A 20,730-nucleotide genomic window follows, 5' to 3' on the forward strand; every position below is an offset into this window, starting at 1 on the left:
AGACAACAATGAAAAAGACCACAGCGATACTGGCAATGACTCTGGGGCTAGCCTTTGCCGGCGCAGCCCATGCACAGCAGAAAACCATGTCGATCGGCACCGGCGGCACCGGAGGCGTCTACTATCCGCTCGGCGGCGCCGTCGCCAACGTGCTGTCGAAGAATCTTCCCAACGTGCAGGCCACCGCCGAGGTCACCGGCGGCTCGGTCGACAATCTCAAGCTGATCGGCGCAGGCAAGAGCGAGCTTGGCTTCACCATGGCGGATGCCGCCCTTGATGCGCTGAAGGGCGAGGACAAGTTCAAGAGCGGTAAAGTGCCCTTGCAGGCCCTGCTCGTGGTCTATCCTAACCGCATGCATGTGGTGACGGTCGAAGGCACCGGCATCAACACCATGGCAGACCTGAAAGGCAAGCGCGTGTCGACGGGCTCGCCAGGCAGCGCCACCGAAGTGATGGCCTTTCGCGTTATCGAGGCTGCCGGTCTCGACAAGGACAAGGATATGAAGCGCGAGCGGCTCGGCGTTGCCGAATCCGTCAACGCCGTCAAGGACCGCAAGATCGACGCGTTCTTCTGGGTCGGCGGCATTCCGACCGCCGCGGTCACCGATCTCGCGGCGACGCCCGGCATCAAGATGAAGCTGATCGACCATGGTGACCTCGCCGAAAAGATGAACGCCAAGTACGGCAAGCTCTATTCGGCGAGCAAGATCAAGGCAGGCTCCTATCCCGGCTATGACAAGGACAACTCGATCACCGAGGTCTGGAATCTGATCGTCACCGGCGACAAGATGAGCAACGAGGACGCCTACACCATCGTCAAGACCCTGGTGGAGAAGAAGGCCGATATCGTCGCCGTGCACAAGGAAGCCGAGAGTTTTTCGCTCGATAACCAAGTGCAGGACCGCTCGCCGATTCCATTCCATCCGGGCGCGCTGAAATACTTCAAGGAGAAGGGCGTCGGCGGCTAGCATCGCCATCCGCGCAAAGCCGGAGCGATATACCCGAACAGAGACCGCGGTCCATCAAGGACCGCGGTTTTTCTTTTTGGGGCATTCGCGTGCATTGCACCATTGCCACTCCTGCGAACGAGCGGAGCGCCGGTAGAGGCCTTGCTGAAAACCGGTGAGCATCGCAGCGCCGACGCGTGACCACAGGCGTTAACATGCGGGGCTGATCAATTGTTGCGCAGGCAAGGCCGCCCGCGCATTGAAATCCAATGAATTCAACGACCGGCCGTCTAGCCCCGCCACGTCAGGCAATTCCCTAAAGTTTTATTTCTTGTCTGCAGCTTTAACCCTACTGAAGTAATCATGTGACCTCCCACAAAATTCCATTATTGCGACCTCAACGCGGATGTACCAATGGCGCCGGGGTATCTGTTGGGAGGGCGGCATGGAGCAGGTCAACTTCAGCGAGCATTCACGCGCAGCGAACTTCGGACACAGGAAGCTGACACCCAGAGCCTGCGTGGTGGACAGCAAAAAGCACCTCCGATCGTTCCTTTCCGACGCGCTCGAGGATCTCGGCTTCATCACCAGCGAATGCGGCCAGGCCGGCGATCTGGCTGGACTGCTGCAGGCCGAGCAACCGGATTTGATCGTGCTCAGCGTGTGTGTCGACGGGCTCAATGTCGGCGAGATTCTCGAAGCCATCGTCCGCAAAAATTTCGGCGGCAAGGTGCTCGTGGTCGGCCAACCCGACTCGATTATGGTCAAGGCCGTCAGGCAAATTGGCGAAGAATACGGGATCGCCATGCTGCCTTCGCTCCCGACGCCGTTCGGCTCGGCGAGCTTGCGCGCAAGCGTCGCCGAGCTGTTGCCGGCCGAGCCGGCGCCAAGCCCCGCCGTCGACGTCGCCGAAGCCTTGAAGGCCGGCTGGCTCGAACTATGGTATCAGCAGAAGATCAACACCCGCACGTTGATGCCGAGCGGCGCCGAGGGGCTGGTGCGAATGCGGCACCCGGCCTGGGGCGTGGTGCCGCCGGCCTATTTCATTCCCGACGACAACGATCCGCATTTTCGCGCGCTATCCGAATTCGTGGTCGGCCGCGCCATCGAGGATTGGCGCTATCTCTTGGAGAGCCAGGGGCCGGTCGACCTCTCGATCAATCTTCCGGTCGCATTCTTCGGCAATGCCCCGGCTGTGCGCGATCTGTGCCGCGCCATGCCCGCTCACCCGGCCTTCGGCGGGCTCGTTATCGAGATCGACTGCAGCGAGGTGATCGACAATCCGGAAATTGCGGTGGATGCCGCACGACGGCTGCGCCTGCATAATATCGCGATCGCCATCGACAATGTCGGCGCGGAATGGCCGTCGCTGCTCGAGCTTCGCAGTTTCCCATTCGTCGAACTGAAGGTCGATCAGCAATACATCAATGGCTGCGCCGACGACCGGCTGAAGCAGACGGTGTGCCGGCGCATCATCGAACTGGCCCGCGACAACAGCGCCCGCGCGATCGCGCAGGGCATCGGAACCCGCGCCGATTATCTCGCCGCGCACGATATGGGCTTCGACCTGGTCCAGGGCCAGCTGTTCGGCAAGCCGGTGGCCGTGCGGAAATTTGCCCGCTCCCGCCCTCAGCTCGCGGCCGCCGGCAGTACACCGTGAGCCGGCTCACTCGAACTTCATGTCGATACATTTCGAGATGTCGGAGCCGAGGCCAGACGAGATGATGATGCAGCCACGCACCTTCAGCGTATTGTTGTCGCTGGCCCATACCGAATAGCCGCCGGGACCGAAGAACGTGTTGGTGTTCGGCCCCTCAGTTTCGGTGGCATCGAACGAATAGTTCGAATCGGCATCGAAGATGCGGGGCTTCTTCGTGCAGCCGCCATCGGCCTGCACGTTGATGACTTCCTTGTTGTCGCGCGTCAGCGCCATTGAGACCTGGCAGCGGAAATATTCCGAGGTTTTGGTGTTGAACACGTACGCATAAGATTTGCAGGTTGAGGTATTAAGCTTGCCGGCGCTCAATCCCCGGCTACAGGCGATCCGTTGGTTGTTGGACAGCTTGAAATTCTCGGCCGCCGCGGAAGCAAGCGTCATGAATGACAGCGCAATACCGAGACCTATCTTCATGACGTGGTTCATCGAATCATCCCCCAACGTTTTTCCGCATTGCATGCTTCTACCTGGAAGGCGAACATAGTCGTGAAGTCGAACGCGGGAAATCACAAAGTCTCAAGGGCGGTGTGATGCGCCGAAGGTGCTAATTGACGGCGCAATACCGTTCGTGATTTGTTCAAGACGTGGGGCAAGATGCCGAACGGCTCACGGGGAGGATGAATGGATGATGACGAGCATATCAACGAGAACAATCTTGACGGCTGCTGTCCTGACAGGGTTTTCGACGTGCGCATTCGCGCAAGGCGCGGCGCCAGTACCGTGGGAGCTGAGGTCGGATATGGGCTATGCCTACGGCAGGGATGGCAAGACGCTCGCCTACAAGATGGGCACCAATAATGCGGGCCTCTTGCTCAAGGGCGCCAAGAAGGTGCCGAGGGGCACGTTGTTCTTCCTTGGCCAGAATGGACAGCTTTACATGCGCAGCGGCCCTTATCTGGAGGCCGACGGCAAATTCATGTTCGGATCGGATTGATTGCGATCGCGCTACTTATCCTCCCTGAAGGGGGAGGGTCGACGCGAAGCGGCGGGGTGGGGTGATGGTCTCTCCACATCCGACAGTGCCCGAGTGGAGAGATCACCTCACCCCGGCTCACATTCGCTGCGCTCATGTGAGCCGACCCTCCCCCTCCAGGGTAGGGTGAGTTAAAACGCCGCCGCCAGCTCCTTCGCGCCGGGCTTGTTGCTATTGAAGTCCATTCGCTCGTCGGTCACCGCCAACAGCTTCGCCACGGTGTTGTGGCGGATGGCGACGGGGTTGCGCTCGTAGCCGCCGCGCTGGAAGAAGTTCGAGGTCGGCACCTGCTCGCGCATCGCTTGCGGCATGGTCACCATGTCGAGGCCGGTGCCATCGCCGGTCAGGTTCATCATTTCGAGCTCGGCCGCCGTCAGCGGACGATTGTAGCCCTTGGCGCGCGCGAAATGGACCGACGTCAGCAGCTTGTGGGTCTGCAGCATCGGCCCGACGTCGATATCGAGCACCATGGCGTGCACGGCCCAGCCCTGCGGGGTATTGGCGAGCTTCTCATGCTCGGACCAGGTGTCCGGCACGGTGCGCGTGAACGCCACCATCTTTTTCAGGACCGCTAGTTTGTGCTCCATCGCCTTGCGCGGCGCGCCCGACAGCTGCGCGGCCCGCGCCGTCAGTTCCTTGATGAATTCGTGTCCTTGTTCGGCGAGCAGTTCGACGCTGTTGGTCGTCAGCAGCTGATTATAGCCGATCGCGGTCGAGATCGCGCGCGAGCCCGGCTTTGCGGGATTGAGCCCCGACTGCATGTCGTAATTGCCGTTGCCGCCGGTTTCGAACGAATAGACCCGCACCGCCTGCTCCCGCGTCAACCCGGCGGCGAGCGCGTAGCGGGCATAGGCGCGCTTGAACTCGATTTCGGATGTGGGCCGTTGCGGCACGAACTGAAACTCGTCGGCGGCCGCTTTGAGAAAATCGGCGACCACCGGCAGCGGCCTGCGCTCGCGCGGCGGCTTCTCCTCCTCCGGCTCAGGGCTGACCGGACGTTTCGGCCCGGTGTAAACCGGCGGCTGCGTCAGCACGTAATCGTTGAGCGTAATCGGCTGCCGTTCCCGGCGCTTGGCGTTGCGGCCCTTTCGCTTCTCGGAGATCGCAGCCCAATAGGCGCCCGCCTCCTCCTCGAACGCCGCGCGCGCCTCCTGATATTCCCGGAGCTTGCGGCGATATTCGGCCATCGCCTGCGGCGAGGCGGTCTGCGCCATGGCATCGGCGGTTGATGGGGGAAGAGGCTCCGCCGCCACGTCAGGCGGCGCGCCCGCAAGCAGCGCGAGCGCGACAAATCCGGGACCGATGCGAATCAATGGCAGGCGCATGGCCCTCTTGTAGCAAGCATCCCTGCGAAGTCAGCCCCTGTAGGGAGCGACAATAGGTGGCGGTCCCCCACTTGCGAGATCACTCCTGCTCGACGCCGCTGGCTTTCACGAGCTGCGACCACTTCTTCTCATCCTTGTCGATGAATTCGGCGTAATCTTCCGGCGTGCCGGGCGTGATCTCGGTGCCGTCATTGCCGAGCTGCTTCTTCACCTCATCGGCGGCCAGCGCATCGCGCAGCGTCTTGTTGAGCTTCTCGATGATCGGCCGCGGCGTGCCGGCCGGCGCGACGAGCCCATAATAGAGTGAGGCATCGAAGCTGGCGAGGCCCGCTTCGATCATCGTCGGCACCTCCGGCAACAGGCCCGAGCGGGTGACACTGGTCACCGCGAGCGCGCGCAGTTTGCCCGCGGCGACATTGGCGTGCGAGGCCGGGATCGGCGCAAAGGCCATCGGAATGTGGCCGCCGAGCAGGTCGGTCAATGCCGGACCAGTGCCCTTGTAGGGGATATGCACGAGCTTGATGCCGGCGGTGCGCGCAAAATACTCGCCGGTGATGTGGCTGGCGGTGCCGGCGCCGGCCGAGCCGAAATTGACCTTGTCTGGATTGATCTTCGCATAGGCGATCAGTTCGGCGACGCTTTTCGCGGGAAACGACGGATGCACGACCAGCGAATTCGGCGCGTTGCCAATCATGCCGATCGGTGCAAAATCCTTGCGCGGATCGTAGCCCGGATTCTTGTAGAGCGAGGGACCGATCGCCAGCGTGCCGGTATAGCCGAGCAGCAGCGTGTAGCCATCGGGATCGCTTTTAGCGACCGCCTTGGTGCCGACCGTGCCGCCGGCGCCAGGGCGATTATCGACCACGACCTTCTCGCCGAGCAGTTCGCTCATCTTGTCGGCGATGGCGCGGCCGATAATCGAAGTGCTGCCGCCGGGAGCGAACGGAATGACGAGGGTGATGGCGCGGGCGGGATAGGTTTGGGCTTGCGCTGAATTGATGGCGGCGACCAAGCCGAGAATGGCGGCTGCAGCGCCAACCCACTTCCTGCAGGTGAGCATAAGGGCGGACTCCCCGGATAATTTTCTTGTTGGTTCGGCATCGTCGCCCAAACGATCGGCATGCGCAACCCGGCTTACGGACGGAGCCACGGTTTCGTCATTGCGAGCGAAGCGAAGCAATCGATCTCTCCGCACTCGCGGATGAATGGATTGCTTCGTCGCGGAGCCTGTCATCGGGCGCGCATTCGCGCGACCCGTTGGCTCCTCGCAGTGACGCTGGAGCCCTACTACCTCCAAGCAAATACCGGCTGCTCCAGCTCCGCCACGCGTGTGTCGCGCCCGGCGAGCACTTCGGCAAATTGATAGATCAACGCCGCCGTCGGCGCATGGATATGCTGGCCGGCATGGCGGAAGCGGATCACGCGCCGCGTGCTTTCGGGGATCGTGGTGAAGCTGAAGACGTCGTTGCGCTCGATGTCGTCGAGCGCGACGCGATGCACGGATGCGACCTCCGCCGGATTGAGGATGATATCGGCGCCGGCGCCGACCCAGACCACTACAGGCGTGATCAGATAGCCCGAGCGCGTCGGATAGTCGTCGAGCAGGCCCAACACGTCCGCTTCGCTCAAGGCAACGCCGAGCTCTTCGTGCAGCTCGCGCAGCGCAGCCTGCGCCTGTGTTTCGCCGTGGTCGCACCGCCCGCCCGGCAGCGCCCATTGCGCCGCGTGCGAGCGCAGGGTCGCCGCGCGGCGGGTCAGTAGGAACGCCGTGCCGTCACCCGCCTTGGCCTCGGTCAGCGCAATGGCGACCGCGGCGCGCTTCAGCCCGGAAGTCGCCTCGGCGGATGGCGCCCGCGTGAACGCCGCGCAGAGCTCTGCGATATTCCGCCGTGTGGTATCGTCAAATGACCGGGCCATCCCGCTTGACTACAACATCGGCGCATCGGATGAAACGATCCGGACAGCATGGCAGCCCGCTGGGAACGGAACGCACGACATGACAGCCAAGGCCGCGGACAAGCTCAAATCCGACGGCTGGAAGATCGTCGAGACTACCGGCTTTCTGCACCTGATCGGCCCCTTGTGGCAGCGCGTCGTCGACGGCGCGCATGAATATGCGCTGATCACCGAGGACAAACACCACAACCGCCGCGGCCTGGTGCAGGGCGGCGTCATCATGACGTTTGCGGATCGTACCTGCGGCATGACCGCCCGCTTCGTCTCCGGCAAGCCGACGCTGGCGACGGTCCAGCTCGATACGCACTTCGTCGAAGCCGGCAAGATCGGCGAGGTTTTGTTGTCGAAGCCGCACGTGGTGCGCTCCACCCGCAGCCTTATCTTCATTACGACAGAGGTGACCGTCGATAAACGCTGTATCGCGATGGCGAGCGGCGTGTTCAAAATATTGAAGAGCGAGGGTTGAGGCCGTCGCGCCGCCCCGCGTCATTGCGAGGAGCGACAGCGACGAAGCAATCCACGTCACCGCTTGCGGCGCCATGGATTGCTTCGCGCGGCCTGTCATCGGGCGCGCATTCGCGCGACCCGTCGGCTCGCAATGACGATCCTCAGCCGCTATCCTGCCTGAACCTATACGAGGGCCATCCCATGCAATACCGGCAACTCGGCCGCAGCGGCCTGAAGATTTCGCCGATCTGTCTGGGCACCATGATGTTCGGCGGTCCGACCGACGAAGCGACCTCCTCGCGCATCATCGCGAAGGCGCGCGAGGCCGGCGTCAACTTCATCGACACCGCGGACGCCTATAATGGCGGTCAGTCCGAGCAGGTGGTCGGCCGCGCGATTTCGAGTAATCGCACGGGCTGGATTCTCGCCACAAAACTCGCCAACCAGATAGGCGACGATCCGAATCGCGGCGGGCTGTCGCGGCGCTGGGTAATGCAGGCAGCGGAGGAGAGCCTGACGCGGCTCGGCACCGACTTCATCGACATCTACTATCTGCACAAGGAGGACCACGCGACGCCGCTGGAGGAGACGGTGCGCGCGATGGGCGACCTGATGCGCCAGGGCAAGATCCGCTATTTCGGCGTCTCCAACTACCGCGCCTGGCGCGTCGCCGAGATCTGCAACATCTGCGACAACAACGGCATCGACCGCCCGATCGTCAGCCAGCCCTACTACAACGCCATGAACCGCATGCCCGAGGTCGAGCACTTCCCGGCTTGCGGCTATTATGGCCTCGGAATCGTGCCCTACAGTCCGCTGGCGCGCGGCGTGCTGACCGGCAAGTACACGCCGGATGCCGCGCCTGACAAGGAGACGCGCGCCGGTCGCGCCGACAAACGCATGATGCAGACGGAATGGCGGCCGGAATCGCTGAGGCTTGCCCAGGAGATCAAGCAGCACGCCGAGGCGCGCGGCATCACCGCAGGGCAGTTCGCGGTGTCATGGGTGCTGAATTCCTCGTTCGTGAGCGGGGTCATCGCCGGGCCCCGCACCGAGGAGCAATGGGACGATTATATCAAGGCGCTCGACTATCGCTTCACGGCCGAGGACGAGGCGCTGGTCGATCGCCTCGTGGTGAGCGGCCATCCCTCGACGCCGGGCTTCAACGATCCGGCCTATCCGATCGAGGGCCGGCGGGCGCGGACGGACAGCCCAGCACGCTAAAACGGGGGCGTGACCGGCCTGTCGCCTTCCACCACCTTTCGTTGCATAACGGTTGTAACGCACGATAACGAGATAGTAACTTCAGTCGCCGAATCTCCCCTTCATGGCGGAGGTCCATGTGGTGGACGAGCACAGAGCAGCACCGCGGCGGCGGCTGTTGAAGTCGGGCAAGATTTCGTTTGGTGGCGGCGCCGCGATCGATTGCACGGTCCGCAACCTTTCGGAGACCGGCGCCGCGCTCGAGGTCACCTCCCCCGTCGGCATTCCCGAACGCTTCACGCTGGTGATCGAAGCCGATCACATCCATGTGCCGTGCCGCGTCGTCTGGCGGAAGGAGACGCGGATCGGGGTTCATTTCGAATCCCGACACGCGCCATCGCGCGCGGCTCGCGGCCGCACGCGACGCATCTCCTGACAATCCGAACGAGTTATCGGCCTCGCAGTATCAATGCTTCGATTCGAGGTTGACGATCACGCCCGTTGGCTCAGGCTCGTGCGGCGACAGTTTTGTCAGCGTCTCGTCGCTCCAATTGGCGAGGTTGACGATCATGCCGACCGGAGCTTCCGGCTGGGAAGCCTCGGCAGGCTCGAGGACGTTGAGGCCGCCGCCATCGATGAAGAACGTGTGATCGCCAAACATGCTGGCCAGTTGCGGAACCACCGGATGATCGTCGGGCAGCGCCTGCGCATCGAATTGCGTCAACGCGCGCTCCACCTGTGCCGAGTTCAATTTCATGCACGACTCCTTCACTTGGCTTTTGGTTGGTTGAGCACCGCGGCGCGGCTTGATCCGCACGCGGCTGGTTTCCTGCCCGAGGCAGGTTTCAATTCCGCAACGAGGCGAATTGAAGCCGGAACAGTGGTAGCTATTTGCGCCGGTTCAACCCGGCAACGGAATTAAATTCGCAATGTTCCGCACAATGCTGTTCGAATTTTCAGTTGCGACACGGGAACAGCGCGGAACACGCCTGCCGAGCACGCGATCGGCTATTTGGCGTCGGGAATCGGATGCCGCTTCGCCAGTTCATCGAGCGGCAGATGCGCTTCCGCATCGCTCAACGCGAAGCGCACGATGACGTCCTGGCGGCCGATCTGGCCCCACAGGCCCTCCGACGACCATTTCTGCGGCACGGGGCCGCGCAGACCCTCGACCCACACAAAGTACCATTCCGTCATGGCAGCACCTTATCACGCCTGATCCGGAACCAGATGCATCGCGGCCTCGTTGAAAAACACATTGGCGGGCGCAAACGCGAAACGCCGCCGGGCCGACAACGGCCCCTTTGCGGAAGATCCGCGACGCGCGGAAGCCGCGTACATCTCCAGCGATAGGATTTCGCCATGGAAATCAGCCATTTCAAGGACCTGTACCTCGCCGAACTGCAGGAGTTGGTCAGTGTCGAGGACCAGCTCGCGGAAGCCTTGCTGCGCATGGCGGCGGCCGCATCCCACCCCGCATTGAAGGATGCGCTGGTGGACCACCACGCCGAAACGCTGCGGCAGAAGGAGCGCCTCGTCGGCATTCTGCAAAAGCACGGCGCCGACCCGACCGCGCATGTCGATCAGGCCATGCAGGCGCTGATCCGCGAGACCCGCAAGATGCTCGGCATGCTCGTGGGCGATGATCTTCGCGATGCGGCCCTGATCGCCTCTGCCCAGAAGCTCGAGCACTACGAGATCGCAGCCTACGGCTCCGCCGCGGCGCTGGCCGGCCAGCTCGAACTGCGCGACGACCAGACGATCCTGCACGACAGCCTGGAGGAAGAGAAGGAGGCCGACGCCGTGCTCACCGACATCGCCAAGGGCGAGGTCAATCAGGACGCGCTTGCGGCGTAAGGCCGCGGGCTCAACTTTCCACGCCCCATATCGCCATGCCCGACTCGTCTCGGGCATGGCGGGCTTTTGTATGGCTCATCCACCAGGCGTGAACCTTTTCCGGCCGGGCGGCGACAATCCGGATCATCGCCAGAGAGGATTGCCGGCCATGAATTCGCCAGAGCCAGCCGCCCGGCCTGCATCGAGCAACAGCCCCGCCCGTCGCATCGCCACGGCGGTGATTCTGGGCACTCTGGTGTTTGTCGCGCTGTGGATCACGATGTTCAGCATGGTCATCTCGATGCTGATCGGCACCGGTTGCTGCGTCGTGATCGTCGCCGCAAGCTCCGTGTCGGACATGTTCGAGATGGTGCTCGATGGCATCGCCTCCGTCATATTCGGCGTCGTCGCGGTCATCGCGGCGATCTTCGGCGCGCTCTTCAGCGTGTTCGGATTTTAGTGCGGCCATCGCTATGCATCGACGGAGAATGCCTCGCCTCTGTCGAAGTAATAGCGGGCACAGCTCCCTTTTTTGGGACGAATTCCTGGTTCGCCTCTCGAGCCAATCGCTCTGTTTTCAGGCGCTCGCGATTTTCATGAATGGATTGTTGCTCCCTCGCGTAGTCAGTGATGGATTTGTTGCATTCGGTTTTCTTGAATGCTGCGTTGGCCGCGCGCAGCGCGCGCGTATCATGATTTGTTCTCATTTCAACCTCTCTAGGTAACAATACGTCCGTTCATATCGGACCTTAATGGCGGACCGACCTGCCTTTCTTGGAACGGTCAACCCGAACGCGACGAAACTGTCTGGCGTTAGGAAGGTGTCGCCTGCGGGTCGCCATGTCGTTTGCATTGACGATGGCGTCGCCTATAGCGAGCGGCACATCGACTGATTAAGCTTTGCCAGCAAGAGTTCCACTCGGCGCCTCACCTACGCGCATGCTCGGCTTCGGGCACACTCAGACCGATTGTTGACCGACTGCGCGATGACCCTGAGCTGGTGACAACCGTTTCCACAAGCGTCTTCACACATGAGCTTTCGGAATCCGCGAATTTCTGGTGTCCAGTTTCATCCATCAGGCCGCGTTGAGGTGGGCGGATGCGCCCATCTGTCGTGTCTCTAACGAGCAAATTACTCCGATGGCCTAACGAGTTTTAGGACCTGTTGCTCCAGACGATCGCGATGATCGACGTATACTTGTTGCATCTCCTCGATCTCTTCGAGGATGAGAATAGCCTGGAGCGGGTCTTGCCCATTCTGTTCGATTCGTCGGACTACCTTACGTTGGCGCGCTAACTCGCGCTCGCTGTCAGCGACGAACTTCCGGGCAGTGGCGAGGTACCTCAGGGTCTTCGCTAGACTCATCCAGAGCTCCGCGCTTGGGGCTGAGGTGAACTCTCACTCCTGCCGACTGTTCCAAAATGCGGAAGAGGAAAGCCGTCAGGCTGCGCAACCTGCCTTGGTCATTCCGGTTCTTAGACTGGGCGACTTCAGCCATACGTCGATATGCGCGGCGGTTTCAGCGCGGTCAGGCGCCAGTCGCGCCGAGCAGTAAGGGCATCAAAACTAGTTAGAGGCTAGTTCACCAGAAGATGGCGCCCTCGATTGTACACCAGCTCCCAAATCTCAGTCGCGTTTCCTGAGTGCACTCTTCCCTCAATGAGCGTTTTGGCGACTGCACTCGCGAAGCCGTCGCCGTCTGGAGGCTCTCGGGGAATGATCCGATAGCGACCCATCGATGGGCTCCTCGGCATTGCCGTTGTAAGCCGCTGACAAATACTTGCAGCCACGGTGGCTGCGTCTGCCGGAGCTATGCCCTTCATGTCGAGCAAGACTTGCGCGATGATTCTTTCTGCTTTGCCCGCATCTATTCGAAGTTCTGACACTTCAGCCTCCTTTCTGAGGAAGCCAACCGTTTGTGCTACGATGATTTGGCGGAACGTCACGCGTTTGCGGTCGAGCTATACTCTTATTGCCTTAGCTACCAGGCTTTCACGGACCTGGTAGGAAGTGGGCGGTCGGTCGCGGTTCGGAGCTGGCATTCCTCCTGCGCGACTATTTCTTTTTGCCAGAGCTCAGGGTCGGCTGCCAGCCTCCGGTCTTCTGGCTGGGTGCCGCGGCAATCACCTTGATCTTCTCTTTCTTTGGCTTTTTGGCCTCCCGGTTGCCGCGTCGCTCCTTGCTCATATCAGTCTCCTCCAGTTTCTCCAGATGATCGAATTCGTCCGCCAAGAGAACCTGCCCGCGCGGCGTGCAGATCCTCACGTCCACGTAGCCTTGGTACAGAAGCTGCCTGGCTTTCCTGAGGGCGGCCGCCACCGTAGCGCGGCCGAGATTTTCGCGGACACCTTCATGATTGCCGCCGACCAGGTATTTCAGTTGCGACCGCCTGGAGACAGCCCGCGCTTTTTGTCTTGATGCGTTTTCCTTGCGCGAATGAGTGCCGACCTTCCTTGACGCCTTAGGCATGGATGAAGGCCACCGCGATCACAATGATCACGAGCAACAACGGAATGATAACGGGCGGCACGATCCACTCGGCCAGACGACGTTGCCGCAAGAGAATGCTCCTGCTTCTTTGCGGCGGGAGCGCGAGGCCCTCAGTCACCGATGGACGCCGTGGGAAATGCGGTGATCGCCGACAGTACGCCCATATTCCAACAATAGCGAGCGCCAAAACGCTTCGCGCCCTCGCGACATGAGCGCACAGGAAGCGACAATGAACCGCCTCCATTCGTCGCACCGCACGAAAGCGATAGCTATTGGGACGAAAGGGGCGCATGCTGCGTTGGGGCGCGACGCTGGCGCAGGCGTTTTCAAGAAGGCAGGCGCACGTGGCTATCGTATCACGACGCGAAGTCGTCACCTTCAAGCATCCATTCCGGATCAGGGGCATCGATCGCCTGTTGCCCGCTGGCGATTACGAGCTCGTCATCGACGATGAGGCACTCGAGGGGTTGTCGTTCGCGGCGTTCCGTCGCTTAGCCACCATGATCATGGTGCCGGCTAAGGGCTCACGTGGCCTCACGATGGAGATGATCTCGATTGGCTCGGCCGATCTGGCGGACGCTCAGCGCATCGATGCGAGTCCATCCGATGGCTGACGAACCGCTCGAACTCGACAGCCACCGCGGCATGGCGGCGCAGAAAGCGACCGACCTCCGCCGTGCATTGGCGGAGGTGGAGACCCATGCGCGGGAGCTGCGCGAGCGCCAGGCGGAGATCGAGCATCACCTGCTGTCGTCCCCGGCTGCGTCATGGCCGGAAGCCGCCGCCAAGGCTCGCTACGTCATGAAGCTGTATGCCGCAGGACTGCCGCCGGACGACACACGGCATCGCGACCTCGTCGCCGCCATCCTTGAGGATTTTGCCCGGCTCACCGAGCAGGGCTGAGGCGAGATCGCTGCGACGCTTTGAAGGAGTAGGACATATGACGCTGCTGCGCGGCCGCTTCATCGGCTATGAATACGACAGGATGGTCGTCCTATTCTCGATGCTCGACGGAGAGAGGGAGGTTCCCTGCGCGATCTCGACCTCCGCCATGGATGAGCTGGAAGGTGTGGTGCGCGCGAGAGCGGGCGAGCGCGAGATGCAGTTCATGCGCTTGCGTGAGCGCATCGAAGTCTGCGCCGCCGGTAAATACCAGGCGAGCGAGTTCGAGGGGGCGCCGCCCGGGATCATCCTGCGCAGCATCGATTTCCGGAAACGGCGATAGCAGCGTTCTTACATACACTGTGTGACATGCGCCAAAAGATGGTCAGAACCAAACCGCTAATAGCTGCGATCAGGACCTGAAACAGCGCCGAGAGACGATGGCACTACTACCTTAGGACCGAACTCAAGAACGTCCTGTACAGCACCATCCCAATGGTCTACCGTCTAAATAGAGGGTCGCAGTTGCTGACCCTGAAGCGGTGACGTCCGAAGTCGCTGCTCGTCGTCGTAGCGGCAGCTAGAGTGCCATCGGAAGGCGCAATCTCATATTCCAGATGCTTTCACCGAAGCGCGGATGCAAGCGGCTCTGCGGCTGCGAACGCGCTCGTGTACACACAAAGGAGAACGTTATGAGAGTACCCGCAATTTTGCAGGGTGAGGCGCGGACCCGCTTCCTCCAAGGTATCGCTTTCGGCGCTGTTGCGGCGGTGACGATCGGATTTATGTGGGGCGGCTGGGTCACTGGCGGCACTGCCACAGCTATGCGCGCAACGGCGGAGAGCAGCGGTCGAATGTCTGTCTTGGTCCCGATGTGTGTGGCGCAGTTCACCGCGGCGGATGGCGCCCTTACCAAGTTCAAGGCGGCGGGCCCATATTCAAGGGATAACGTCATCGGCGAATTCGTGAAGACCGTTGCCTCCACGAATATGGACTATTCATTTGCCAGGGCGTGCGCAGCCGGCGTGGAGGCCGAGCTCTCGAAAGCAGCAGCAAAGAGCTGAGCAGTAGTCGTCAGAATTGGCGTCCAGCAAAATGAGCGATCACAGCTTGGGGCAGCGTTCTTATCTTATGTACTGCCTGTTGGCCGTCATTCTGATCGGCTGTTATGTGCTGCTCAATGGCTTTCAGGGCGACAGCTCCGCAACCATGGCGCCGAATTTGATACTCATTCGATGACGTCTCGCGCTATTTCCTGAGAACTTCGCCGGAAACGCCCGCACGAGGCAGGTGGGTCCGCCACCTCTTCCGTCCGGAAGGGCACGCAGGCGACGTGGCATCCGCGTGCGGTCCAAGCATGGGCCCGAGCAAGCGCGATTGGCAGCCCCTAAAAACCGCCGAAGCCGTTATTACCCACGAATGAGCTTTCTCCGAGTTTTCCGCTTCGCAGGTTCGGCTTTAAGCTCAGGGGGATTTGCTGCCTCGCGGGCAAGCCGCTCCGCACGAAGCCGCAGCATGTTTGACTGGGTCGCCGCTTCCCTCGCCCGATAGTCGGCCATCCCTTCCAAGGCTTCCGCCAGCTTCTGCTCGGGCGACTTCTTCGTGCGAGTATCTTTCATTTGCTAAATATAGGTACTCAGCCGGGCGAACGCACTAGGCAACTTTGAGCATTGTTAAGTTCCAGCAGGGATCTCGAAAAACAGCCGAATGTGGGTTCGGATCGGCAGCTCGTCATGGCATGGTCCTGCCAACGTCGGCTTCTCGTACATAGGTGATCCAGCTCATGAAAAAGCCAGCTAAAGCCACCGGCAAGGATCCGATCATGGGTTTCCGGGCTCCCCCAGCCTTGCGGGCATCAATTGTTCGATGGGCTGAAAGGCAACCGGACAACCCGTCCCTATCAGAAGCTGTTCGTCGTCTCGTGGAGATGAGCCTTCCGGTCAGGAAGCGATCACGGCAGCAGCAATCAGTAAAGACGGGTAATGCGGATGAAATAGCGAGCCGGCAGCTAGACCGGCTTGCGGACAAGACCGCTACTCCGGAAGAACAAGCGAGCCGAAAACGCCGATTGCTTAGAGGACCAGAGGAATTTCAAAGCTCGCGCGTGGATCGGCGGAACAAGCGGAAGTAGGTGGCGCATCACGATCGATGGGTCCGCACGAACAACGCTACTGCTTGACCGAAGGGGCCTCGAAGATGAATGCAGCCTGGAACACAGGTCCATGGCTGGTTCGCACTTCGATAGCCATGTGATGCCGCTCATCAAGCGGAGAGAGATCCCGGGCCAGATCAGCGAGAGAACTCGCGGCCTCGATCTCAGCCGCCGTCTGATTTTCCAATTCGATGCCCTCTTCGTCCGGGTAGAGGATTTCACCGTCCCTTATGTCGAAGTAATAGCGGCTCATGAGGGCTTCCCTGAGCCAATGGGATTTACCTCGACGAACCTGGAGGCAAGGTTCGGCGAGGTGGGCCGTGCCGGAAGAGCGGCGCGTTGCTTGATCTCCTTCTTTTTGGGCGGTGCAGCGATCGAGCCGTCGCGAATGGCCTGTTTTCGCGCGAGCTTGCGCCTCCGGCGCACCGCGTCAGACTTCTTTCTGGCAGCCTCTTCAGAAGGCTTCTCGTAAAACCGGCATCGACGCATCTCCCTGAACAAACCCTCTCGCTGCATCTTCTTCTTCAGCACGCGCAACGCCTGCTCGACATTGTTGTCGCGGACAAATACCTGCATGAGACAATCCTAGCGTTCGGGCTGAGAAGCGGGGTAGGTGCTTGTCAGGCACCATCACAGAGCAAGCTTGATGGATATCGATTCCAGGAGACGGCCTCGGTGACTGCTCACCGATCTCAGGCCGCACGCACCAAGCAAGTCGCTAACACGAGCGCTCCCGTGAAGCGACGTGACCACTCACCGCCGATCATGTCAACCACAGCTCGCCCTTGAGCTGCTGAATCCCGAGGAAAGCGGGTGGGGGAACTCGCGAATAGCGCAATTAAATTGGTTGCGCCCTTGCAAAGTAGTGAGGGGCGTATACATTGCCTTTATTCGATTAGCCGCCGTGCCTTGTTGAATGTGCCCGCGGGCTCCTTTTCCAAAGACATCGACGACGTTGAATTGGTTCGCGTGAAGGCCACGCGAAAACGCGCATGTGCGCTTTGGAGAACAAAATGACGACAGGTACCGTGAAATGGTTCAACGGCCAAAAAGGCTTCGGATTTATCCAGCCGAACGATGGCGGCAATGATGTGTTCGTGCACATCAGCGCGCTCGAGCGCGCCGGTCTTTCCGGACTAGCCGAGGGCCAGAAGGTCAGGTTCGAAATCAAAACCGATCGGATGCGCGGCAAAGTGAGCGCGGACAATCTTTCGCTGGTCTAAGCCGGCTCCGCCTCTCCACGGATGTACTGGACAGGCGGTAAGCCCGCTCAACTTCGTAGTTGAGCGGGCTTTTGGTCCTTGGACAGAGGCGACGGGGAACGGGGGCGGACCTGACGACGTTCGTTCGTCATGCACGAGACGACGCAATCGATCTTCGAGAACTCTTTTCAGATGGCTTGGGACTATCTGGAGGCGACGGGCGAACTTGGAAATCCCGACGAGGCTGCGAGCTGCCTTCTCGATAGCATCGAGACCATGATGCGGCACGGAGAGAGGCGGCGGCTGGTTCTCGCCAATAAGGCAATCGTTGCCTATCAGCGCTATGGTGCCAAACAGACATGGTCCCCAGACGGTCGCACTAAGCAGTCTTCGTGACCTCGCAAGCCCCGCCTGCTACGCGAGAAATAGCCAACCTAGTGAGTATAGAGCAAGGAACGATGAGGCCGATCGGGCAGGATAGTTGCCCTATCTGCAACCTTTGGCAACAACGAACTTTACCCATGCATCACCGCTCAGCCCCTAGGCATCTTTCGGTGATGAGAGCGCCCGGTTGCGCTCCCCGCCCAGCGAACAGGGAGCAGCGTGACATGAAGCAAGAATCCTTAGTTTATCGGTTCGATCAGAGTCCGCCAGCGCAGGCGGAGCGGCTGCGCAAAGAGGCCCGTGGCACTCCGCCCGGGGTCAAGCGTGATCAGCTGCTGCGCAGAGCGCGACAAATTGAAACTGCCGCCCGCGTGCAGGATCGTGCAAACTCGCCCGGTCTGAAACCGCCGACCACGCCAGCCACCGAGACATGATCTTGAAAGAACTAGGTCAGTAAGGCCGCTTCGGAAGGCTTCGGCGCAAGCCAAGTGTCGCGGAGGCATTCCTGCGAGCGCATCCGCGAGTAGTCCCAAAGAGCAAGGCGATATGCGGGATCGGCATCAGCAAAACCCGGATGTCGCTTCCGCCTATGCTCTTCTACGGCGGACAAGTCGCTCATCCGGGTTACGCTTGCTACGCGACTTCAGGCGGTAACGAGAAAATTCGCGGCTTCAAGCTCGGTCGGAAGAAGACCCAGGAACAGCACCTGATCGCCCCCGCCGAGATCAAGGGTGGTGCCCGAAGCTCCCGCGCTCAGATTGTCCAGCGGGTCGAAGTCGGCTCCAAAGCCTTCCAACACCACGAGGTCCTGCGTCACGTCGAAATCGGTAATGGTATCATTGCCGCCTTCAGACTCGCGAAAGACGAACTGATCGGCCCCACCGAACCCGGCGAGCTTGTCGTCGCCGGCGCCGCCTTCGATCAGATCATCAGCATTGCCGCCGAAGATGGTGTCATTCCCGCGGTCTCCGAACAGGCGGTCGGGCGCGTGATCCGTCAACTGCTGGTTGGCGACCGCCCGGATGAGGTCGTCACCCTTGCCACCAAAGATCGTGTCGGCGGCAACGTCGCCGCCGCGCAGCGTGTCATTGCCGGCGTCTCCAAACACGACATCGCCGGTAGGGTCGTTCCAGGCAATGAAGTCCTCGCCGGCACCGCCGAAAACTGTATCGCTTCCGGCCATGCCGCCAAAGGTATCATTGCCTTGACCACCGAAAACCAGGTCGTTGCCGGCGCCTGTATTGATATCGTCGTCTCCCTTGCCGCCCTTGATAATGTCGTCGCCGTCGCCGCCTTCAAGTCTGTCGTTCCCGGCGAGGCCACGGATGATGTCATTGCCGCCGAGCCCGGGAAGGAAATCGTCGCCAGGCGTTCCGACGACGACGTTGTCGTTGTCATCTGCGATTGCGATCAACTGACCCCGGATCTCGCCGCCGGGAAATTGCTCCGTATGGACATTAAAATAAATCGGAACCTCCGATCCCACCGGAGCTGAGCCCAATTCGTCAGCGAAGTCCGTGATTGGAACGCTGGCGGGGTCCGTCGTCTCCCATCGACCACTTACCATCCAGGAGCCATCCGCATTCAGCGCGATGTTGAGATCATCCTCGTCCTGGGCCGGGTTGATCTGCCCGAAGACAACGGGCCCGTTCGCTCCTCGCACTGCGTTGTGAAAATGCGTGGAGATGACGTCGTCATCGGTCGACGGCGTCTGGGCTGGAGCACCCGTAATCGGGCCGTAATCGACGCCCTCGATCCGAAACGTATAGCTCGCGGCAATTTCTGTGCTGTCAAAGATGACGGTGCCGAGACCGCTTGCATTCGAGTTGTTCGGGGGGACTTCCTGAGTGCCTTCGAGAACCACGCGGAACGCTGTGGACATGCGAGCCTCCTCTGCTCTTTGCTCAGCAGGTTTTGGCGGCCAGCGACGCCGGCATGCAGGCGTGGCAAATGTTGTACCCGGCTCGGGCCGGTAGGATTGGGCGCAGCGTCGCTCCGCTATCGCGGAATCGCGCGTTGTCCTTCTCGCGGTACTCGGCCGAGAACAAGGGATCGCTGGATCGCGCCAACCTGGGTGTCTCGCTGTTAGGCCTATGGCCGGGCGTTATTGTGTTTGTTTACTGCGATCGACACATTGTGATCGATGCAATGTACGGTTGCCGACGCTGAACCAGTTGGTCGGTTCCAATCCCCCGTCGCGTTTCGGTCGCGCATATCCCTGGAACCATCAGTTCCGTGCGGCCTGCATCTTTGTCCCGCGATCATAACGTCGCTTTCAACCTGGAGACGACGGTCAGCTCAGGGCCACTTCCGAACTCATGCACCACAAAACAGTGACTTACTCGATCGATCCCTCAGGCACTTGCAGCTATTGTGATTGGCGGTTCGAAGCGAACTGCTTTCCACCCTAAGCTCCTCTGCCATCCTGTTTGCCAATCACGCAGCGCCATGCCGCGAGGCGCTCGGCCGGATGCTGCTTCATCCACTCCGCGAGCTGCGGCGCGCCCATCAGGCAGGACCGTACCGATATGTCGGCGAAGTCCGAAGTGGTTACGGTCTGCTCGTGGCAGCTTGTCGGAGAGGAGAGACTGCATAGCACGGCGATGATCTTGATCACGACAGAAGACCCCCGTCGCTGCGTTGGACATTGGCGCCGCTGATCGTATGACTTTTCGGCGCCTTCTCCTGCTGCTCCCCGGGTGTATCAGCCGGCGGAAAGATGCTGTCATACATCGCACGGGCTTCCCGGATTAAGCGGGCACGCTCGCGCTCAGACTTCGAGACAAATCGAATAACTTCGCCCATATTCACTTCGAACCTCGATTAGAGACCGTTCCATCATGAGATGATGGAAATCATTTCATTCGAATCTAAGATCCCAACTCCCGTTTAGAAGCGGTGCAGGTGGTAACGAGGGAATAAAAAGCTCGTTACCGGGCGCTGGCATCTCAACACCACAGCATTTGCTTCCGCCCGGGTTTTCCGAAATGCAAACCGCGTCGGCAAGATGAAAGCGCAGCAAGTAGCCTGCACGAGCCAACGGGTCGTGCGAACGCGCCCCGCGACGAGCGCAGTAGCGCTCGCGCAATGATGACAGGCTCCGCGATATAAGCGGATCGGCATGAACCGAAACTCGAATATCGCCTCGCTCATGAGGGCTATGCTTGCTGTTCGCTGTTCTTCGCCAAGCCAAGCAGATACAAGCGATACGCGTA

26 protein-coding genes are annotated in these 20,730 nt (G+C 60.8%); 14 read left to right on the forward strand and 12 right to left on the reverse strand.

Annotated features, from left to right (window positions below):
- Nucleotides 1-8: 8 nt before the first annotated feature.
- Nucleotides 9-968: a TAXI family TRAP transporter solute-binding subunit gene (locus J6524_RS14260; protein WP_225671440.1), complete on the forward strand. Its 960-nt coding sequence runs from the start codon at nt 9-11 to the stop codon at nt 966-968.
- 424 nt (nt 969-1,392) lie between these two features.
- Entirely contained in the window at nt 1,393-2,607 is a 1,215-nt protein-coding gene (locus J6524_RS14265; protein WP_225671442.1) for an EAL domain-containing response regulator, read from the forward strand.
- Nucleotides 2,608-2,613: 6 nt separating this feature from the next.
- Here the strand turns inward: J6524_RS14265 and J6524_RS14270 are convergent, their stop codons facing one another.
- Entirely contained in the window at nt 2,614-3,090 is a 477-nt protein-coding gene (locus J6524_RS14270) for a hypothetical protein (RefSeq protein WP_225671444.1), read from the reverse strand.
- A 202-nt stretch (nt 3,091-3,292) separates the two neighbouring features.
- On the opposite strand from J6524_RS14270, the gene J6524_RS14275 reads away from it, so the two are divergent.
- A complete protein-coding gene (locus J6524_RS14275) occupies nt 3,293-3,598 on the forward strand; it encodes a hypothetical protein (RefSeq protein ID WP_225671446.1) in 306 nt (101 codons plus the stop codon).
- Nucleotides 3,599-3,768: 170 nt separating this feature from the next.
- Here J6524_RS14275 and J6524_RS14280 read toward each other — a convergent pair whose 3' ends face one another.
- The 3 genes from J6524_RS14280 to J6524_RS14290 form a co-directional block, all read right to left on the reverse strand.
- Nucleotides 3,769-4,962, reverse strand: a complete 1,194-nt coding sequence (locus J6524_RS14280) for a hypothetical protein (RefSeq protein WP_225671448.1) — start codon at nt 4,960-4,962, stop codon at nt 3,769-3,771.
- Nucleotides 4,963-5,041: 79 nt separating this feature from the next.
- Nucleotides 5,042-6,022: a Bug family tripartite tricarboxylate transporter substrate binding protein gene (locus tag J6524_RS14285; RefSeq protein WP_225671450.1), complete on the reverse strand. Its 981-nt coding sequence runs from the start codon at nt 6,020-6,022 to the stop codon at nt 5,042-5,044.
- A gap of 227 nt (nt 6,023-6,249) precedes the next feature.
- Entirely contained in the window at nt 6,250-6,879 is a 630-nt protein-coding gene (locus J6524_RS14290) for an NUDIX hydrolase (RefSeq protein ID WP_225671452.1), read from the reverse strand.
- A 79-nt stretch (nt 6,880-6,958) separates the two neighbouring features.
- Between J6524_RS14290 and J6524_RS14295 the strand changes: the two genes are divergently transcribed.
- From J6524_RS14295 to J6524_RS14305, 3 genes are all read left to right on the forward strand, one after another.
- A complete protein-coding gene (locus tag J6524_RS14295) occupies nt 6,959-7,384 on the forward strand; it encodes a PaaI family thioesterase (RefSeq protein WP_225671454.1) in 426 nt (141 codons plus the stop codon).
- Nucleotides 7,385-7,566: 182 nt separating this feature from the next.
- Nucleotides 7,567-8,589 carry an aldo/keto reductase gene (locus J6524_RS14300; protein WP_225671456.1) on the forward strand — a complete coding sequence of 341 codons (1,023 nt, stop codon included), beginning with the start codon at nt 7,567-7,569 and terminating at the stop codon, nt 8,587-8,589.
- Nucleotides 8,590-8,692: 103 nt separating this feature from the next.
- The gene (locus J6524_RS14305) at nt 8,693-9,004 is read left to right on the forward strand and encodes a PilZ domain-containing protein (protein ID WP_249789443.1); all 312 of its coding nucleotides are present in this window, start codon (nt 8,693-8,695) and stop codon (nt 9,002-9,004) included.
- 30 nt (nt 9,005-9,034) lie between these two features.
- Here the strand turns inward: J6524_RS14305 and J6524_RS14310 are convergent, their stop codons facing one another.
- On the reverse strand, nt 9,035-9,385 hold the full coding sequence (locus J6524_RS14310; protein WP_225671460.1) for a hypothetical protein: 351 nt from the start codon (nt 9,383-9,385) through the stop codon (nt 9,035-9,037).
- Nucleotides 9,386-9,576: 191 nt separating this feature from the next.
- Nucleotides 9,577-9,765: a hypothetical protein gene (locus tag J6524_RS14315; RefSeq protein WP_225671462.1), complete on the reverse strand. Its 189-nt coding sequence runs from the start codon at nt 9,763-9,765 to the stop codon at nt 9,577-9,579.
- 165 nt (nt 9,766-9,930) lie between these two features.
- Here J6524_RS14315 and J6524_RS14320 point away from each other — a divergent pair, with 165 nt between their 5' ends.
- Both J6524_RS14320 and J6524_RS14325 read left to right on the forward strand, forming a co-directional pair.
- Nucleotides 9,931-10,425 (forward strand): YciE/YciF ferroxidase family protein, encoded by a 495-nt coding sequence (locus J6524_RS14320; RefSeq protein ID WP_225671464.1) that lies wholly within the window; start codon nt 9,931-9,933, stop codon nt 10,423-10,425.
- 148 nt (nt 10,426-10,573) lie between these two features.
- On the forward strand, nt 10,574-10,864 hold the full coding sequence (locus J6524_RS14325) for a hypothetical protein (RefSeq protein WP_225671465.1): 291 nt from the start codon (nt 10,574-10,576) through the stop codon (nt 10,862-10,864).
- 1,596 nt (nt 10,865-12,460) lie between these two features.
- Here J6524_RS14325 and J6524_RS14330 read toward each other — a convergent pair.
- Complete coding sequence (locus tag J6524_RS14330) at nt 12,461-12,637, reverse strand: hypothetical protein (protein WP_225671467.1); 177 nt, start codon at nt 12,635-12,637, stop codon at nt 12,461-12,463.
- A gap of 602 nt (nt 12,638-13,239) precedes the next feature.
- Here J6524_RS14330 and J6524_RS14335 point away from each other — a divergent pair.
- The 4 genes from J6524_RS14335 to J6524_RS14350 all read left to right on the forward strand — a co-directional run bounded on the left by J6524_RS14335 (nt 13,240) and on the right by J6524_RS14350 (nt 14,841).
- A complete protein-coding gene (locus J6524_RS14335) occupies nt 13,240-13,509 on the forward strand; it encodes a hypothetical protein (RefSeq protein ID WP_225671825.1) in 270 nt (89 codons plus the stop codon).
- On the forward strand, nt 13,502-13,798 hold the full coding sequence (locus tag J6524_RS14340) for a hypothetical protein (RefSeq protein WP_225671469.1): 297 nt from the start codon (nt 13,502-13,504) through the stop codon (nt 13,796-13,798). Before J6524_RS14335 ends, J6524_RS14340 begins: the two co-directional genes overlap by 8 nt.
- A gap of 37 nt (nt 13,799-13,835) precedes the next feature.
- The gene (locus J6524_RS14345) at nt 13,836-14,120 is read left to right on the forward strand and encodes a DUF1488 family protein (RefSeq protein ID WP_225671471.1); all 285 of its coding nucleotides are present in this window, start codon (nt 13,836-13,838) and stop codon (nt 14,118-14,120) included.
- Between the two features lie 349 nt (nt 14,121-14,469).
- Complete coding sequence (locus tag J6524_RS14350; protein ID WP_225671473.1) at nt 14,470-14,841, forward strand: hypothetical protein; 372 nt, start codon at nt 14,470-14,472, stop codon at nt 14,839-14,841.
- 1,104 nt (nt 14,842-15,945) lie between these two features.
- On the opposite strand, the gene J6524_RS14355 is transcribed toward J6524_RS14350, so the two are convergent.
- Nucleotides 15,946-16,182 (reverse strand): DUF6894 family protein, encoded by a 237-nt coding sequence (locus J6524_RS14355; protein WP_225671475.1) that lies wholly within the window; start codon nt 16,180-16,182, stop codon nt 15,946-15,948.
- Nucleotides 16,179-16,505: a 30S ribosomal protein S21 gene (rpsU, locus tag J6524_RS14360; RefSeq protein ID WP_225671476.1), complete on the reverse strand. Its 327-nt coding sequence runs from the start codon at nt 16,503-16,505 to the stop codon at nt 16,179-16,181. The genes J6524_RS14355 and rpsU overlap by 4 nt, the downstream gene beginning before the upstream one ends.
- A gap of 437 nt (nt 16,506-16,942) precedes the next feature.
- Between rpsU and J6524_RS14365 the strand changes: the two genes are divergently transcribed.
- Nucleotides 16,943-17,152 carry a cold-shock protein gene (locus J6524_RS14365; RefSeq protein WP_225671478.1) on the forward strand — a complete coding sequence of 70 codons (210 nt, stop codon included), beginning with the start codon at nt 16,943-16,945 and terminating at the stop codon, nt 17,150-17,152.
- 129 nt (nt 17,153-17,281) lie between these two features.
- Entirely contained in the window at nt 17,282-17,527 is a 246-nt protein-coding gene (locus J6524_RS14370) for a hypothetical protein (protein WP_225671480.1), read from the forward strand.
- A gap of 631 nt (nt 17,528-18,158) precedes the next feature.
- Here the strand turns inward: J6524_RS14370 and J6524_RS14380 are convergent.
- From J6524_RS14380 to J6524_RS14390, 3 genes are all read right to left on the reverse strand, one after another.
- The gene (locus J6524_RS14380; RefSeq protein ID WP_225671484.1) at nt 18,159-19,397 is read right to left on the reverse strand and encodes a CHRD domain-containing protein; all 1,239 of its coding nucleotides are present in this window, start codon (nt 19,395-19,397) and stop codon (nt 18,159-18,161) included.
- 525 nt (nt 19,398-19,922) lie between these two features.
- Complete coding sequence (locus J6524_RS14385) at nt 19,923-20,132, reverse strand: hypothetical protein (protein WP_225671486.1); 210 nt, start codon at nt 20,130-20,132, stop codon at nt 19,923-19,925.
- Nucleotides 20,129-20,320, reverse strand: coding sequence for a hypothetical protein (locus J6524_RS14390; RefSeq protein WP_225671488.1), 192 nt, complete (start codon nt 20,318-20,320; stop codon nt 20,129-20,131). The genes J6524_RS14385 and J6524_RS14390 overlap by 4 nt, the downstream gene beginning before the upstream one ends.
- Between the last annotated feature and the right edge of the window lie 410 nt (nt 20,321-20,730).

Origin of the sequence: Bradyrhizobium hereditatis (genome assembly GCF_020329435.1) — a bacterium.
GTDB lineage: Bacteria > Pseudomonadota > Alphaproteobacteria > Rhizobiales > Xanthobacteraceae > Bradyrhizobium > Bradyrhizobium hereditatis.